The sequence below is a fragment of the Flavobacterium sp. N502540 genome (assembly GCF_025947365.1).
Taxonomy (GTDB): Bacteria; Bacteroidota; Bacteroidia; order Flavobacteriales; family Flavobacteriaceae; genus Flavobacterium.
Genome location: NZ_CP110012.1, coordinates 4,771,687 through 4,790,357, shown reverse-complemented (window position 1 = coordinate 4,790,357; position 18,671 = coordinate 4,771,687). Strand labels below are relative to the sequence as shown.

The following is an 18,671-nucleotide window of genomic DNA, read 5'->3' as shown; positions in this document are numbered from 1 at the left end:
ATGATTTTGATTATTTTACAATTACTTTGAATGACTTTTTGATATTGCCTGACTCAATAACGACAAGAACCATATTACTTTCAGTACTTGGAGGCAATTGTACCTGTGTTTGAGCAGTAGATGATTTCATTGTTGTAAGTAGTTTACCTGTAACAGAGTAAAGACTTATTTGCATGTTTTCTAAATCACCTTCTGGTAAATCAGCATCTACAGTAAGCATTTTTCCTGTTTCAACCGGATTTGGATACAATTTAACCTCAAGTGATTTTTGTGTCTTTATTTTAGAAGGACATGTTTGCAGCACTTTACCATCTTTAGTAGTCATTTTTACACTATAGTCTGCTGTTAAATCCAATGTATTGGATTGCGCTTCACCTGCCGAAAAGTATTGATTAGTTCCAATTACTTGTCCATTTTTAAACCATTGGTACGAAACAAACTCGTAACCTCCATTCGTTTGAGGATTGTTGTTTACGATAAGTACATTATTGAATTTTTGGTGTACAATATCATAGAATCCAAATGGTTTTTCTACAGTTATAGCATAAGTAGCGCTAGCACTTCCGTCTTCAGAAGTAATCGTTACGTTTTGCGTATAAATTCCAGGTTTAGGTGTATTGATCGTAAAATTAGCTGCAGGTGTAAAGGTTGCATTGGTTGTATTGGTCAATGCCACATTTACATTGTTCTCACCACATGCCATCAGGTAATTAATAGTCTTAGCCGGATTTGGATAAACTTTAGTACCAACGGTAATTTGAGTAACAGTGATGTCATTGTTTTTGATCACCAAAAGCTGTGTAACATCCGGAGCAGGTAAATAATTCGCATCACCGGCCTGAGCGGCTACAATTGTTACTTCTCCTGGTCTTAACATAGTTACTACACCAGTTAACGGAGCAACAGTAGCAGGAGGTAAGGCAGTTTTATAAGTAAAGGTATAGTTTACCGCTAAACCTGAACTGGCAGTAGCCCCCAGATTGAAAGTATTTACAGTTCCAAGAGTTTTTACTCCTAAAGCTGCGAAAGTAATTTGTTGCGCTGCTTTTTGAATAGTAAGCTGTGCAGTAAGCGTAATTGGAGAACAATTAGGTTCGCTTGCTGAAGGAGTTACTACCGCAGTTACCGTATACGTACCCGCATTTGTAGCTGAATTTCCAGTAGATCCGGGTGCTATTGTATAAGCAACAGAGGCTCCAGCTGGTAAATTAGCAACTTGTAATGCTTGTGGGTTTTTGTTGTATGTTACCGTAGCATTGCTAAAAGTTACTGCTTGAATAGACGAAGTAAGAACTGTAATGGTCTGATTTTGTGTGCTTGTGTTTCCAGTAGCATCAGTATACGTCCAGGTTATTGTGTAAGTTCCAGGAGTATTGTAGTTTAACGGGTTTGTTGTTGTTGCCGTGATACTACCGCTGCAATTATCCGTTGCAGTTGGAACCGGAATCTGAGCCGATAAAACAGCACAAGCGCCTGTAATTACAGGAAGAGTAGCCACATTTGGTACTGGTGGTGTTACATCAGGAGTAGTGGTTAAAGTTACCGATAGTGGCGCAGTACAACCATTAGCATCTGTAACTGCCAGGGTATAGGTTCCCGCTGTTAATCCGCTGATGTCTTTAGTTGTTGCTCCATTAGACCATAAGTAAGTGTATGGAGTTGTACCGCCAGTTATGGTAGTGGTAATCGCTCCATTGCTTAATCCATTGCAGGAAATGTTTGTTTGAGTTGCAATGGCGGCAGTTAATAAAGCCGGTTGGTTGATAACAATATTGGCAGTTTTGGTACATCCGTTTGCATCAGTAACAACTACTGAATAATTTCCTGAAGGTAAACCACTAGCTGTTGCTGAATTTCCTCCGGTTGGAGACCAAGCGTAAGTATAGCCACCTGTTCCACCTGTTGCATTAACAGTAGCCGAACCATTGCTTCCTCCGTTACAGCTAACATTTGTTCCTGTAATTGTAGTTGCTATTGCAGTTGGCTCTAAGATGTTGTAAACTTGAGTTTTAGTACAGCCACTACCATCTGTGATTGTTAAAGTATAAGTTCCTGCGGAAAGTCCTGTTGCTGTTGCAGCTGTACCTCCGGATGGCGACCATGAATAGGTATAGCTACCACCTCCACCACTTACGGTTGCCGAGGCTTGTCCGTTTTGTCCTCCGTTACAAGTCACATTGATTTGTGCAGGGACAACTGTTATAGCAGTTGGCTGATATACGATAATATTATTTACCGTTTTTGTACATAAGTTGGCATCTGTAATGACCACATTATAGTTTCCGGCAACAAGACCAGTTATGGTTTGCGTTGTTGCTCCATTAGACCATAAGTAAGTATAACCCGAAGTACCTCCTGTTGGAGTAATAGTTGCAGTACCATCAGCTTCTCCAAAACAAGAAACTAATGTTGTAGATGAAGTTCCGTTAAGAGCAGTCGGTTGTCCAATAACAATATTGTTTATGGTTTTTGAACAGGCGTTAGCATCTGTAATGGTAACACTATAAGTTCCTGCTGGAAGTCCTGTTGCTGTTGCAGCTGTACCACCTGTAGGAGCCCATGAATAGGTGTAACCAGCTGTACCTCCGGTTGCAGTTACTGTTGCAGTACCATTAACTCCTCCGAAACAAGAAACAGCTGTTGTAGTTGCAGTCCCGTCAAGAGCAGTAGCAGGCTGACCTACTACAATATTGGTTATTGTTTTAGAACATCCGTTAGCGTCAGTAATAGTAACACTGTAAGTTCCGGCAGGAAGTCCGGTTGCCGTTGCAGCGGTACCTCCGGTTGGAGACCAGGAATAGGTATATGCAGGTGTACCTCCAGTTGCAGTTACTGTTGCCGTACCATTGGCTCCTCCGAAACAAGAAGCAGCAGTTGTAGCAGCAGTTCCGTCAAGAGCCGCAGCAGGCTGTCCTATAACAATATTATTTATCGTTTTAGCGCATGCATTTGCGTCTGTAATAGTAACACTATAAGTACCTGCGATAAGTCCGTTTATGGATTGAGTTGTAGCTCCGTTAGACCATGAATAGGTATATCCTGCAGTTCCTCCGCTAGCAGTTACTGTTGCGGTACCGTTGGCTCCTCCAAAACAAGAAACGGCTGTTGTAGTTATCGTTCCGTCCAGAGCAGCTGCAGGTTGACCTACCACAATATTGCTTATTGTTTTTGAACAAGAATTTGCGTCTGTAATAGTAACGCTATAAGTTCCTGCAGTAAGTCCTGTTGCCGTTGCGGCCGTACCTCCGGATGGAGACCATGAATAGGTATATCCAGGTGTACCTCCGGATGGAGTTACTGTTGCTGAACCTGTAGCTTGCCCGAAACATAAAACAGCTGTCGTAGCTATTGTTCCGTCAAGAGCTGTAGCAGGCTGACCTACCACAATATTGGTTATTGTTTTAGAACATCCGTTAGCGTCAGTAATAGTAACACTGTAAGTTCCGGCAGTAAGTCCGGTTGCCGTTGCAGCAGTACCTCCGGTTGGAGACCAGGAATAGGTATATGCCGGAGTACCTCCGCTAGGAGTTACTGTTGCGGTACCGTTGGCTCCTCCAAAACAGGAAGCGGCAGTTGTAGTAGCAGTTCCGTCAAGAACAGCAGCTGGTTGCCCGATAACTATATTATTTATAATTTTTTGACATGCATTAGCATCTGTAATCGTAACACTATAAGTTCCTGCAGCAAGTCCTGTTGCTGTTGCGGCTGTACCTCCTGAAGGTGACCAAGAGTAAGTATATGCCGGAGTACCTCCTGATGGTGTAACTGTTGCTGTACCGTTAGCTCCTCCAAAACAAGAAGCTGCTGTTGTAGACACAGTTCCATCAAGAGCAGCTGCTGGTTGTCCGACAACAATACCCGTTATCGTTTTTGAACATGCGTTAGTGTCTGTAATAGTAACACTATAAGTTCCTGCTATAAGTCCTGTTATACTTTGCGTTGTAGCTCCGTTAGACCATAAATAAGTATATCCCGGAACACCTCCTGATGGTGTTACTGTTGCTGAACCGTTAGATCCTCCAAAACAAGAAACGGCTGTTGTAGATATAGCTCCATTAATAGCTGTAGCCGTTCCTATTGTAATATTATTGATTGTACGCATACATGAATTAGCATCAGTAATGGTAACACTATATGTTCCTGCTGTAAGTCCTGATGCAGTTGCTGCAGTACCTCCCGATGGAGACCAAGAGTAAGTATAACCCGGAGTTCCTCCAAAAGCACTTACGGTTGCAGAACCGGTAGCTGCTCCAGAGCAAGAAACAGAAGTTGTGCTTATAGACCCGTTAAGTGATGCGGCCGGTTGTGCGACAACAATGCCGGTAATGGTTTTAGAACATGCGTTATTATCCGTAATCGTTACACTGTAAGTTCCAGCCTGAAGCCCTGAAGCAGTTGCTGCAGTTCCTCCTGATGGAGACCAGGAATACGTATAACCTGGAGTTCCTCCTGATGCAACAACACTAGCTGTACCATTTGATCCTCCAAAACAAGAAACTGCTGTGGTGGAAGTAGTTCCATCAAGAACAGCTGCTGGTTGTCCGACAACAATACCCGTTATCGTTTTTGAACATGCGTTAGCGTCTGTAATAGTAACACTATAAGTTCCGGCAGCAAGTCCTGTAGCCGTTGCGGCTGTACCTCCTGATGGCGACCAGGAATAGGTGTATGCAGGTGTACCTCCACTTGGAGTTACTGTTGCTGTACCATTTGATCCTCCAAAACAAGAAGCGGCTGTAGTAGTAGCAGTTCCGTCAAGAGCGGTTACCGGCTGACCTATAACAATGTTGTTTATGGTTTTAGGGCATCCATTGGCATCTGTAATGGTGACGCTGTATGTTCCGGCTATACGGCCTGTTATAGTTTGCGTTGAAGCTCCGGTAGACCATAAGTAGGTGTATCCCGGTGTACCACCAGTCGGAGTTATTGTTGCGGTACCGTTACTGCCTCCAAAACAGGAAACAGCCGTTGTCGTAGGCAGTCCATTTAGTGCTGTTGGTTGTGTTATAGAAAAGTTTCTGGTAATTTGTGTCAATTCAGCGTCGGTAATTGTAACGGTGTATGCATTTGCAGACAGTCCGGTTGCCGATGCTCCGGTACCTCCTGAAGGAGACCATGAGTAAGTATAGGGAGTAACTCCGCCAATTACAGTAACACTGGCTGCTCCGGTAGTTCCTCCGTTACAAGCCACATCTGTTTTTGAGGTAGAAGAAGTACTTAAAGCTGCTGATGTTGCGAATGTTGATTCGGCACCATAAGCTGTCCCGGCAGTATTCTTTGCATAAGCTCTGTAATAAATAGTCGAACCGGGAGTAAGCCCTGTTACGGTATTGCTAAAAATTCCCGTTCCGGTTCCAATCTGAAATTTATTGTTTGCGATAGTTGGGCTTGCTGTTGTTGCCCAAACGATTCCTCTTTCTACATTGACATCTCCGCCATCTGCAGTTACATTTCCTCCAATAATTGCTTTCGTTGAACCAACATTTGTTGCTGTTGTTGTGGTTACTGTTGGTAAACTTACACCGTCAACCCAGGTAAAATTATCAATGGCAAAATAATCGTAATTGGCACTTAGCTGAATTTCAAGCTGGTCAATGTTGATATTGGTAAAATTAGAAACTCCGTCTGTAGCGAAGTTAACAGGGATAAAACCTTTGTTAGGTAGGGCAACACCAATGTTAACTCCGGTAGTGTTTTTTACAATAGAGAATTGTGTTACACCTCCAAGTTTTCCGGTTAAGGTAACGGAACCCGGAGCACCATTTGAGGTAACATTAGGATTCTGAGTAGAATCACCTGTGAGGTAAATAAATAAACTATTCATCTTAAAGCTTCCTGAAGCAGCGGTAATGAATCCGGTTTGTCCTAAACTTTGTGATGCTAGACCATCCGCAACTTGTATGTAATTATTGGAACCGTTATAACCAAAACCGCTCGACGCAACTACCTGAAAAGAAATATAGGTATTGGTCAGGTTAAAGGTCTTACCATTGCTGGTAAAGTTAGGCTGGTTAATTGCCTGAGCTTCGAAGGTCTCTACTGTTTGTGCAGTCAATTGCTGCAACGTAAAAAACAGTAGAATGAGTAATAGGTAGAGTTTTTTCATAATTAACTGATATTAGATTTATCATTTTGTATTCTTACATTTGTTTTTCCAGTTCAAACTTTAAAGCTTTAACTAAAATTGAGTATCATGTATAAACAAGAGCTTACGATTATTGTTCAATCTATCATTGCGTCAAATACTATTGATGAACACACCACATGTGCGCGAAACCTTTCAGAATTTTATGAAAAAATCGCAACAGTTAACCATTTTGAGAACAATGAAGTTTTTGTGAAAGGCGGTGTTGCTTTGTCAAGCTCTGGTGCGGCAGACTGTGTTGACGATTATTTACGCACGGTTTATTTCATAAAAGGCGTTTATAAGGCTCTGACAAAATTGTGTATTGATTTTCCAGAGAGAAGTATTAATGTTCTTTATGCGGGTTGTGGCCCTTATGCAACTTTAATTCTTCCTTTACTTCCTTTGTTTCATAAAGATAGAATTAAAGCCATTTTACTGGATATCAATACTGCTTCAATAGCATCTGTACATCATATTTTATCGGCTACTGGTTTAAACGATTATTCATTAGAATTAATCGAAACAGATGCCATTACGTATACAAAACCTGAGGATTTTGCAATTGATCTGGCGATCTCCGAAACGATGCATTATGCTCTTACCCGAGAGCCGCAGGTGGCGATTACACGAAACATTGTTTCGCAGTTGTCTTCGCATGGAATTTTAATTCCCGAAGAAATCAAGATCGATTTGACTTATACGTATTCCGATCATGAGCCATCATTAAAAAATGCTAAATCAGAGGTTAAGGGCCGTAACGAAATACAGCCCTATCCTCATAGTGTATTTGTAGATAGATTATTTACAATAAGCAAAGAACTTTTTGGCAATGCAAGTCAGGATTTAGAATTTAAAAGTGACTTTTATAAGCTGCCTGATGATTTTAGCAACCATCCCGATGTGTGTATTTTTACTGAAATCAGGATATTTGAAGACATCGAATTAAAAACTGCGGAGTCTTATATCACAAACCCTTTTTGTCTTGTTTCGTTGTACAATCTTACAGAGTATTCTGAAATTCAGTTTTTATACGACTTCAGCGATATACCCAAATGGTCTTATAATGTAAAAAATGCTCTTAAATAGATTAATTTCTGGAAGGGAAAATTCCTTCTAAACAAATAATATAAGATAATGCTACATAAGGCTGCATTACTGAGATAGGCAGATTACTACCAGTGGCACCAGTGGTTACATTGCTCAATAAATCGACACTTGGAGTTGCTGTTGCAAAACCTAATGTTGGTGTGAACACTCTGGATACAACAGCCCCCGGTATCGCTATCGATGCTCCGGCTACCGGTGTTGAATCTGATGCATTTGTTGCACTCACAGAAATTTTACCTGGTCCTGCGTGAACGTGAGCAGGAAGGTTGCTTGTTAAAATTGAAACGTTTGGTGTACCTGCAGCTTGTCCAAGAACGTAAGTTCCTCCAGGTGAAGTTCCTTGTCCAATAGCTGTTGCACCTTGTAGATTTGGTAAAGCGAAAGTAGTCTGACCATTTCCTCCATAGGTTGTACCAAGGATTGAGAATAATGCCGTATTTTGTGCAATTGACAATATTTGTCCGTTACAAAAGGCCCAGCCTCTTGGGGCAAAATTTCCCGCAAATAGTTTTACAACTCCAATGAATTCTTCCATAGTGTTTAGTTTTAATAGGTTAGTGTTTATATTTGTTTTTGATATTACTAGTGTTTTTTACTAAGAAATAAAAGGATAATTTTTATATTTCAACTAAGATATAAAATATAAAACTCTCAAAAACAGGTGTTTCTACCTGTTTTTCTCTTCTAAAACAGGTTAAAACTAAACATCTTAGGCACCGAAACTGAAAAATATGTCATGAGGAAGGTTTTTATTGTCATGAAATATCCTTTTAGTGTCAGAAACACTAATTAATGAGTGAGATAAATCACAGGGAGCAGAAAAATGAGCCACATCTTATGTTTATTGGTGTTTTGCACGATTTTACGGTAGAAATATGATAGTTGTAGGAGGTATAGTACAGCTTAAGTATTCTGTTGATACATTATGATCAAAATAAGGAGAAAAATTTCTGCACTAAAAAAAATATTGTATCAAATTCACAATTACTTGCGGTATCATTTGCTTTAACAAGTGACACTTTACAAAGCTGATACCTAAGAAGATCTCCTATCAATATTGACGTAACATAAAGCATCAGATGTTAATATAATGTTTTATAACCAGGTTAGTTTATTAATGTAAACGTAACCTTCCAGACCTACCCTCAGCTTTAATTTTGAAGACATATTATAAACAACACAATTGTAGTATATGTCATTTTTTAAAATCAGAATACATCGCTGTATAAAGATTGAATCGAAAGTCTTATTTCGAACACTTCATTCGCCAAATCATTCAAAAAAGGTGCCTCATGTATAAGAAGTTTACAGATGAGGAGCTTGTTGAGTTATTGAGACAAGGAAAAGATAAAGCGTTTGATGAATTGTATTTCCGATATCGGGATGTATTGGTTCGGTTTGTTTATGTGAGAATGAAGTCGGTTCCGGTTTCCGAAGAGATTGTTCAGGAAGTTTTTACAACGATTTGGGAACGACGAAAGGATTTGGTTATTCAAAAGAAATTTTCAGCTTATATCTACACCTCTGTTCGATATACCACTTTAGATTATATAAAATTGCATACCATCACCGATCAATATGTTAGAGAGGTTATAGACAGAAACACCAATGATTGCGACGGCAGCAACACCACCGAAGATTCTATTTATTATGAAGAACTACAGGAAGCCGTTGATAAGGCTGCGTTATTGCTTCCTAAAAAATCCAAAGAAGTTTTTATTCTCAGCAGAATCAAACATTACACCAACAAAGAAATAGCCGAAGAACTTAATGTTTCGCACGAAACTGTAAAGTATCACATTGCCTACGCATTAAAGTTTATGCGAAACTACCTGGGCGAATTTAACTAATAACAGATCGCTAATACCGAATGTATATTCAATATAGTCCAATTGCATTGTACTATTTTCATATTACATCGGCATTATATCAGAAAGCATCGGACTAAAATTTAAGTAAAATTGATATAATTTAAGATTACGCATTTTTTCTTAACAAAAGCGTAACCTTAAGCACCTACCTGAAATTACTATTTCTAAGACATACTATTAAAGAGATAAACACATTATAATGCCTGAAAAATTACATCAAGATATAAAACTTTTTTTAGAAGGGAAGCCCTCTATAAATGGGGAAGAACTATGGAATAACTGGTACGATCATCCCGAAGAAATATTCGACACGATAGCATTGATCACATCAGACCGATCGAAGTTAAAAAAGGAAATTCAAAACATAAAAAAAACGAACAAGGTTATTTCTCTTCCAAATAGAAATTGGGCGGTAGCAGCTTCTTTGTTATTTGCAATTAGCTTGTCCTGTTTCATTTATTTATCCTCGCTAAAAACCATTACCAGACAATATGCAACAAGAGCGGGAGAACATGCTAAAATAGTTTTAAGTGATGGAACTCAGATATGGCTTAATGCAGGAAGTCTCGTAAAGTATCCGGTTACTTTTAAAGGGGATACAAGAGAAATCTATTTAACCGGAGAAGCCTTTTTTGATGTAGCCAAAGATAAAAAACATCCCTTTATCATTCATACCGATAAAATGGACACCAAAGTACTGGGAACGAGTTTTAACGTGCAGGCTTATCCGGATCAGACTACTCAGGAAGTTTCGGTACTGACAGGAAGAGTGAATGTCAAATCAACTGTGACCGAAGAAAATGTATATGTAACTCCGGGACAAAAAGTGGTTTTTAAATCGCACAGTAACAAACTTCAGGCGTTTAAGGATATCCCAATGAACTCAATCTCACTATGGCGAAAGCATATTATCGTTTTTGAAGATGCCCCTTTACCGGAAGTCATTGCAACGATCAATCGAAATTATAACGTAACGGTTCAGATTGCAAACAAAAATTTAAACAACTTAAAAATTAGTGCTTATTTCAAAGAACTTCCGGCAGGACAAGTCGTTGCTTTAGTGTGCAATATTATCAATGCAGATTACAAAATAGAATCGGGGACTTATGTCATCCGTTAAGTTTTAAAAAATACAGCGGAGAGAAAAAAAGTTCGCATAGCGCAATGCGGACTGACAGAGTTAGGAGAATTTTTAAAATCTCTAATTCTTGTTTCGATCAGCTGAAATACAATTCCCTTAAAAATCAAATTAAAAAATCTACGTAGAAAACCGTTCCACAATCAAAAACAATTAAAAAAAACACAATCATGAATAAAAAGCAAATGCGGTATGTCGTAAAGGCTCAGAGCATTAAAAAATCGGTACTAGTGAAGGCACTGCTTTTCGTGGCTCTATTTTTTATCGGATTAACCGTAAAAGCGGCTCCTTTTGATATCGGTAAAAGAGTAACTTTAAAAGTAGAAAATGAAAGTATAAAGAGTGTTTTTCAGAAGATTGAAAAACAAATCGACGTGCATTTTATGTACGAAACCAATCAGGTCAATACCAATCAAAAGATTAGTTTAAAACTCAATAATGTACCTCTGGAACAGGCTTTGGATAAAATATGCAGCAATTTGTTGCTGAGATATGAAATTGTCAGCAACAATATTGTGATTAAGAAAAGCATAAAAGTTTCAGACGTCGGTCAGGGTAAAATAAGCATTTCGGGAACTGTTTTTGGCGGTGATGACGGAATGCCATTACCGGGTGTTGGAATCAAAGACAAAGATTCGGATGCAACAGCCACAACAGATTTCGACGGAACTTTTAAAATCGAAATCAATTCGTCTGCGGCAGTACTTGTTTTTTCTTATGTAGGTTATGTGACGCAGGAAGTAAAAGTGACACAATCAGATAAAAACATAAGTGTAAAATTGGCGGCTGACATGAAACAACTGCAGGAAGTTGTTGTAATGGGATACGGAAGTGTAAAAAAGAATGAAGTTTTAGGATCAGTAGGAACCGTTTCGATGAAAGAAACATCAAGCAGAACCTACAATAGTGCCGCAGAATTACTGCAAGGAACAGTGGCAGGTGTTACTGTAATTAATAATGGGGGTGATCCAACTGCGGAGCCTACAATTAATATCAGAGGTATCGGATCTTTGAACGCCGAAACACCACTGATTGTTTTGGACGGAATTATTTACAGCGGTTCTTTAAACACCTTGAACCCAAATGATATTGCTTCGATAAGCGTTTTAAAAGATGCGGCTTCTGCAGCAATTTATGGAGCAAGAGCTTCAGGAGGAGTTATTTTAATTACTTCTAAAAAAGGAGTTTCGGAACGCATTAATATTAATGTAAATTATCAGGGAGGTTTTCAAAACGTAGCTAAAAAGTTAGACGTTTTAAATGCAGCTGAATATGCAGATGCGATGAACACCGCCAGAGACAATGCAGGTATGCCGAGAATTCCGGCTTTTGACCCCGCATTTGAACCAACAGCCAGAACCACAAAGACCAATTGGATGGATGAAATTTTCCGTACCGGCGAAATTCAGGATTTGTCTATTTCGGTAAATGGTAAAACCGAGAAATCTAATTTCTTTATTTCCGGAAGTTACCGCAAAAACGAAGGAATATTGTTAAACACCTACGGAACCCGTTATACGGCGAGAGCCAATTCCTCTTTTAAACTGGCACCTAATTTTACAGTGGGTGAAAATCTGTCGTATTCCTTAACAGACGGTCAGGCAGCCAATACAACAAGTGGTTATACAGGAGCCATTTTAGCAGCGATTTTTTATCCGCCAAATGCGACTATCTATAGAGAAGACGGTTCAGGAAAGTTTGGAGGTGTTCCTGAAAAATATATTGGCTCTTATGGAGACGTAATCAATCCGGTGGCGTATTTAAAAAGATTGGACAACCGCAATCCGATTTCGACTGTTTTGATTAATCCTTATGCAGAATGGGAAATCGTATCAGGTTTAAAATTTAAATCGAACTGGGGATATACCAGAATTCAGAACAACGCAACCGATTTTGCGGTAAAAATAACAGAGCCGGGTAAAATATTTGACTTTAACCGATTAACAAAATCTTCTTCCACCACAACTGATTTATTAAGTGAGCAGACGCTTTCTTATGAAAAATCATTAGGAAAGCACAATTTTAAAGCACTTGCCGGATATACCTATCAGCAAACCAAAAGAGATTTTTATACCGTACAGGGAACAGGCTTTGATAATGAAGATCCATCACAGCGTTATTTGTTAAATGCCAAGTTAGTACAGCAGGTAGAAGCGGGAATGTCGGAAGAAATCATTTCTTCTTATGTAGGAAGGCTGAATTACGACTTTAATCAAAAGTACTTGATTTCAGGAATTATACGCCGTGACGGTACTTCAAAACTAACTTCAGACAACCGCTGGAAAGTATATCCTTCTGTTTCTGCCGGATGGTTGATTTCGGAAGAAGGATTTATGAAAAGCATAGACCCATTAGTAAGCAACTTAAAATTACGTGCAAGCTGGGGACAGATTGGAAACTTAGGAAATCTTGGACCTTACCAGTTTAGTGTGCCTTTAACGCAGACACAAGCTTTAATTGGAAACAGTCCGGTAATCTCTTACGGTTATTCTGAGAGCGAATTGTCGAATCCTAATTTAAGATGGGAAAGTTCAGAACAAAGTAACGTAGGATTGGATTTTACCATGTTTAACAATGCTTTATCAGGATCTGTAGATGCTTACATTAAAACCAATAAGGACATGTTGGTTCGCGATCAGCTTCCGGGAGTTTCAGGAACTCCGTTAGGAAGAATCGTAAATTCGGGTAATGTTGAAAATAAAGGAATTGAAGCAAGTTTGACCTATCAGAAAACACGTGGCGAATTCAAATTTGATGTAACAGCAAATGCAGCTTTCTTAAGCAATAAAATTGTTTCGATCAAAGACGATTTAACTTCCTTAGAACCTTTAAACCTTAGCCGTGTTCGTAGTTTGCCTTTGGCTAATATCTATCAGGTAGGAAGTCCTGTTGGAGCATTTTACGGGTATTCGACAGACGGATTGTTCCAAAGTAATGCCGAAGCAAAAGCCTATGTAAATGATAAAGGAGTAGTGTATCAGCCCAATGCAGTTGCCGGAGACATTAAATTTAAAGATGTAAATGGCGATGGTGTAATCAATAACAGTGACAGAGTAGTGCTTGGAAGTCCTTTTCCGAAAACCACCTTCAGTTTAAACACCAATTTCAGATACAAAGGATTTGATATGAACATCTTCCTTAGCGGAACGGCCGGAAACAAAGTTTTTAATGCCGTAAAATATACAGGTGTGAATGCTTCTTTCCCGGGTTATAATTTATTAGCCGATTCTAAAAACGCGTGGTCACCTACGAATACCAATACCAATATTCCGGTGCTTTCGTCAACAGACAACAATAATAATTTCGGAAGAATCTCTGATTTTTATATTGAAGATGCTTCTTTCCTGAGATTAAGAAATGTTTCGATTGGATATACAGTGAAAGAACAATGGCTGCACGGAAAAGCAAAACTTAGATTTTTTATCTCGGGGCAAAACCTTTTTACCATTACCAATTACTCAGGAATGGATCCGGAAGTGGGACTTAAGAATTTTGGTTTAGACTTAGGAAAATATCCATTATCCCGTATTTATATGACGGGTGTAAACGCAACTTTTTAAAAAAAATATAATACCTATAAAATGAAAAATTTAAGTCTTTTACTATGGAGTTTTGTGCTTTTAATGAGCATGTCGGCTTGCGAAAATGAACTTGATTTAGTACCTCAGGGAGCACCTTCAAGTGGTAATTTCTGGAAAACACCTGCTGATGCAAAAGCAGGAGTGAATGCGATTTATGCACTCTATTCAGATGATAATATGTACGGTCGCGGATTTTTCTGGCTGAACAATGCAAGTGATGATATCGGAACGAAACCAAGACAAAATGCGGAACGAATCAAAAATTTTATTGTAGACGGAGCAGAATCAGATACCAAAGACATTTGGAGACTTCACTATGAAGTAATGAAACGTTGTAACGATGTGATTCGCAATATTCCGAAAATCTCTTTAGACGATAAAACAAAAAACATGATGTTGGGAGAAGCCTACTTCAATCATGCTGTAATGCATCTGGAATTGGCCTATCACTACGGAGATGACCGTGCCGGGATTCCAATTCAGGACAGAGAAAATCCAACCAATGTATATGTGCCGCGTGCTAAAAACGTAGCCGAAAACTACGCCTATATCGCTGCCGATCTCATTAAAGCTGCCGATTTATTGCCTTATTTCAGTGAACTTAGTTCAGACAATTACGGACGTGCTCATAAAACTGCAGCATGGGGATATTTGGTGCGTACCTATTTGTATGCAAAAGACTGGGACAATGCGATTAAGTATGCTAATATGATTGTCAACAGTGGAAAACACAAATTACTGGATAATTTCGAAGATGTTTTTAAAATTAAAAACAACTGGTCGTCAGAGTACATTTGGTCCGTAACCTCGAGTGCCGAAAACACAAGCTTAGGATCTATTTTTCCGGGAGTATGTCTGGAAGATAAAGGCTGGGGAGTTTACAACGGCTGGGGAAATTTTTATCCTACTAAAGAATTGTTCGATACGTATGATTCTGCTGATAAAAGACGAAGTGCCACAATTCTTCAAAAAGGAGACAAGTTTATGTACTTTGGTGAATTAGCCACTTTTAATGAAGGAAAATATATTGTCAGTTCAAGTAACAGAACCGGTTATCAGTTTAAAAAATACATGGAGCCCTTCGGTTATCCAAAAACTACTTCGGGCGGAATTGATATTCGTTATGTAAATGCAAACGGAGACAAACCTTCAACAGCTTTAAACCTGCCTCTTTTGCGTTATGCGGATGTAATCCTGATGTTGGCTGAGGCAAAATTAATGAAAGGACTAAGTGCTGATACCGAAATAAACATGATTCGAAATCGTGCCGGTTTACCAAGCATTGGAGGAGCCACACTAACAGATCTGAAAAAAGAAAGACGTTGTGAGCTGGCAGGAGAATGGACTGACCGTCATTTCGATTTAGTACGCTGGGGCGATGCTCAGGCGACTTATGCAAAACCTTTACACCATTACAACGGAACAGTGATTTATCCTGCCCGTAATTTTAATCCTGCCATTCATCATGTGTGGCCAATACCGCCGGATGAAATTGCCGTGAGTAAAGGAGCCCTTTTTCAGAACAAAGGCTGGTAAGTAATAGTTTCATTTTGTTTGTTTATTTTTTTTTACGCTGCAGGCTCAGTTGTGGAGCTTGCAGTTGTAAAGAAAATGCAAACAATCTACATATTTTAGCTAGGTTTAAAGCTATGTGTACGAAACACGCTTCTTCTTATATTCTTTTATAGACCTATCCCAATGCATCGGGACGATGTGTTAAATGATTTTTGTATTAAGTACACGCAACGGGTTAAAGAAATCTGTGGAGATCTTTTTAATCTGTGGCTTATCTTCTAATTCTTGAAGACCATTTTAGAATTGAATTAATTTTATTTGTAATGAAAAAAATAATTATACTTTTTAGCCTTCATTTTTTTCTGTTTGCGCAGGCACAGGAATACAGTTCTGCTAATATTCATTCGCACAATGATAATGCAGGTAAATTGCCTTTTTATGAAGCCTATTCCAATGAAGCCGGCGTTATCGAAGCGGATGTTTTTCTGAGCAATAATGAGCTTTTGGTAGCACATACTTCAGCCGAAATCAAAACGTACAATACACTGCGAAGTCTTTATTTGGACCCTTTGTCGAAGAAGATAAAAAACTTAGAAGGTAAAGTTTACCCTGAGAATAAGCCTTTAATCCTAATGATCGATATAAAATCAGAAGCTGATACTACACTTAAAGTGATTGTGCAACAGCTTAAAACGTATCCCGATTTGACTTCAAACAAAAATCTAAAAGTAGTTATTTCAGGAAACAGACCTGAACCATTAAACTGGAATCAATATCCTGAGTTTATCTATTTTGACGGAAGAAGAAATGAAACCTATTCTCCGGAGCAATTGTCACGTGTCGAAATGATTAGCGAAGATTTAAAAGAACTCACCGTTTGGAACGGAAAAGGAGTAATGACCCAGGCTGATTTAGAAAAAGTACAGTCGGTCATTAAAAAAGTTCATGCACAGAATAAAAAAATCAGGTTCTGGTCAACATCCGATAATGTAAACACCTGGATGACTTTAATGAATTTAAAAGTCGATTATATAGGTACTGATAATGTGCCGGCATTGACACAGTTCATTCAGAAAATAAAAACTACTTTTTATCAGAACACGTCATTTTATCAGGCCTATAAACCTAAGAATACAGCTTTATTTTCTAAAAACAGCCGTCCGAAAAATGTAATTCTGCTTATTGGCGACGGAATGGGACTTACTCAGATTTACGCCGGTTATACAGCCAATAAAGGACAACTGAACCTTTTTAATATTCCGACTCAGGGATTGTCGATCACTAAATCGTCAGACAGTTATATTACCGATTCGGCTGCGGGAGCTACAGCAATGGCAACAGGTCATAAAACCAATAACCGATTTATCAGTGTCGATGAAAACGGAAAAGGGTTGGAACTAATCACTCAGCAACTGGCCAGGAAAAAGTATAAAACGGCTATTATTTCGGCAGGAAATATTACGGATGCTACCCCGGCAGCTTTTTACGCGCATCAATCTGAAAGAACTTTAAGTGAACCAATTGCTGCAGATTTTCTTGCTAATCCGTCTGATATTTTGATTGGAGGAGGCACAAAAGAATTTAATAACAGAAAAGACGGTAGAGACCTGTCTAAAATGATAACGGAGAAAGGCTATACTTTTTCAGATCAGTTTAAAAGTCTGGACACCATTAAAAATTCACGATTTATAGTAGTAGATGATGCTTCGGTAGTTTCGATGAAAGAGGGAAGAGGTGATTTTTTAGCAAAATCTTTGGCGAAGACGACAACCGTTTTTTCAAAAACAAAAAATCCCTTTTTTGTAATGGCTGAAGGTGCACAAATTGATTATGGCGGACATAAAAATGACCTGGAATATGTGGTTCGTGAAATGCTTGATTTTGATAAACTGGTAGGACAAGCCATGGAATTTGTCGATCAGAACCAGGAAACACTTTTAATCGTAACAGCAGATCACGAAACCGGAGGACTTTCCTTAATTGATGGAAGCATCGAAAAAGGTTATGTACAGGGCAGTTTTAGTACAAACGATCACACAGCGGTACCTGTTCCGGTTTTTGCATATGGACCCGGAGCTGCCAATTTTATGGGAGTCTATCAAAACACAGAAATCTACTCTAAAATACTCGAAGCGCTTTTAATCAAATAACAGATACCACTTTAGTTTGATAGTTGAGATATACTAAAAGCAGCGACAAAATGTTTTGTCGCTGCTTTTATATTTTTAACAAGTGTAAGCGTCACGTTTGTTAAAAGTGAAATTTTGAGAAAGAACAATATTTTTGTCAGGATTATAAAGTCTTGATTTTGCTTGGCTTGGCTTCTGTTAATTTTTTGTTATAAGAAAAATAAGATTAAATTTAAATGTAGTAAATTAGCATTTCTTTAGGATTAATTTCTTTTTCTGTTAAAAACTTTTACAAGAAAATTGCTGTTCTTTGTACCTTAAGATTGCTTAAGAAAAAGATTAAATAAGTCTTAAGTGATTCGGTTGACACCACAATATTATTTTAGACATCGAGTTTAGACTAATTATCATATTTGCGTTATGGATAACAGGAAGTTTATTTTAAGTTTAAAAAAAGGGAATGAGGCCGCTTTCAGGGAAGCATACCTTAATTACTACGATAAACTGATAAACATTGCCAAACGCTTTAATTTTACAGTACTTACCCCACAGGATTTTGTTCAGGAGACTTTTTTACGAGTATACAATAAAAGAGAATTACTTCATGAAGATGTTTTATTTGACAAACAATTATTTGTGATCTGCAAAAACATCATCCTTAATCATCTCAACAGAGAAAATAAAATAGTACAACTCGAACCTTCACATGTTGTGATGGAAAAAGAGGATAACGATCATGAAATTTTTGAGGAAAGACAGGAAATACTAAATAATTTAATAAATGAGCTTCCTGAACAACAGCAAAAAATCTATACTTTACATAAACTGGAAAACCTTAGTTATAAGGAGATTGCAGCTTTAACGGATCTTTCTGAAAAGACCATAGCCAATCATATTTATCTCGCTAGTAAATTTATTCGAAAAAAAGTCGAAAACCATTAGGAACTTTTTTGTTCTCGTTTGTTATCTATAAAAATGAGAACATAAAATGAATATTGAAACTTATAAAACGGACGTTACCACAAAGGAAGAAGCAAAATTTGTTGTAGCGCTGCTTCAATTTGTTATTTCTGATTGTATCATGAATTTTGATGTAGAAGACAAAAATCATGTTCTGACAATCGAAACCAACAGGGAGATTAAGGATATGGTGTATGGTGTTTTTAATAAGCAAGGATTTTATTGTCAGAAACTTTAACGCCC

The 18,671-nt window shown here is 38.3% G+C and carries 10 protein-coding genes; 8 read left to right on the top strand and 2 right to left on the bottom strand.

What is annotated here, in order from left to right:
- Window positions 1-10 precede the first annotated feature (10 nt).
- Window positions 11-6,106 carry a T9SS type A sorting domain-containing protein gene (locus OLM58_RS19995; protein ID WP_264530333.1) on the bottom strand — a complete coding sequence of 2,032 codons (6,096 nt, stop codon included), beginning with the start codon at window positions 6,104-6,106 and terminating at the stop codon, window positions 11-13.
- An 87-nt stretch (window positions 6,107-6,193) separates the two neighbouring features.
- Here OLM58_RS19995 and OLM58_RS19990 point away from each other — a divergent pair, with 87 nt between their 5' ends.
- Window positions 6,194-7,213 carry a hypothetical protein gene (locus OLM58_RS19990; protein WP_264530332.1) on the top strand — a complete coding sequence of 340 codons (1,020 nt, stop codon included), beginning with the start codon at window positions 6,194-6,196 and terminating at the stop codon, window positions 7,211-7,213.
- A 1-nt stretch (window position 7,214) separates the two neighbouring features.
- Here OLM58_RS19990 and OLM58_RS19985 read toward each other — a convergent pair whose 3' ends face one another.
- Window positions 7,215-7,769, bottom strand: coding sequence for a phage tail protein (locus OLM58_RS19985; protein ID WP_264530331.1), 555 nt, complete (start codon window positions 7,767-7,769; stop codon window positions 7,215-7,217).
- Between the two features lie 757 nt (window positions 7,770-8,526).
- Here OLM58_RS19985 and OLM58_RS19980 point away from each other — a divergent pair.
- From OLM58_RS19980 to OLM58_RS19950, 7 genes are all read left to right on the top strand, one after another.
- Window positions 8,527-9,084, top strand: coding sequence for an RNA polymerase sigma-70 factor (locus tag OLM58_RS19980; RefSeq protein ID WP_264530330.1), 558 nt, complete (start codon window positions 8,527-8,529; stop codon window positions 9,082-9,084).
- 220 nt (window positions 9,085-9,304) lie between these two features.
- The gene (locus tag OLM58_RS19975; protein WP_264530329.1) at window positions 9,305-10,225 is read left to right on the top strand and encodes a FecR family protein; all 921 of its coding nucleotides are present in this window, start codon (window positions 9,305-9,307) and stop codon (window positions 10,223-10,225) included.
- A gap of 188 nt (window positions 10,226-10,413) precedes the next feature.
- Entirely contained in the window at window positions 10,414-13,803 is a 3,390-nt protein-coding gene (locus tag OLM58_RS19970; protein ID WP_264530328.1) for a SusC/RagA family TonB-linked outer membrane protein, read from the top strand.
- A gap of 21 nt (window positions 13,804-13,824) precedes the next feature.
- Window positions 13,825-15,360: a RagB/SusD family nutrient uptake outer membrane protein gene (locus tag OLM58_RS19965; RefSeq protein WP_264530327.1), complete on the top strand. Its 1,536-nt coding sequence runs from the start codon at window positions 13,825-13,827 to the stop codon at window positions 15,358-15,360.
- Window positions 15,361-15,662: 302 nt separating this feature from the next.
- Window positions 15,663-17,489 carry an alkaline phosphatase gene (locus OLM58_RS19960; protein WP_264530326.1) on the top strand — a complete coding sequence of 609 codons (1,827 nt, stop codon included), beginning with the start codon at window positions 15,663-15,665 and terminating at the stop codon, window positions 17,487-17,489.
- A gap of 399 nt (window positions 17,490-17,888) precedes the next feature.
- The gene (locus tag OLM58_RS19955; RefSeq protein WP_202703073.1) at window positions 17,889-18,410 is read left to right on the top strand and encodes an RNA polymerase sigma factor; all 522 of its coding nucleotides are present in this window, start codon (window positions 17,889-17,891) and stop codon (window positions 18,408-18,410) included.
- 46 nt (window positions 18,411-18,456) lie between these two features.
- Window positions 18,457-18,666, top strand: a complete 210-nt coding sequence (locus OLM58_RS19950) for a hypothetical protein (RefSeq protein WP_017495723.1) — start codon at window positions 18,457-18,459, stop codon at window positions 18,664-18,666.
- Window positions 18,667-18,671: the final 5 nt, after the last annotated feature.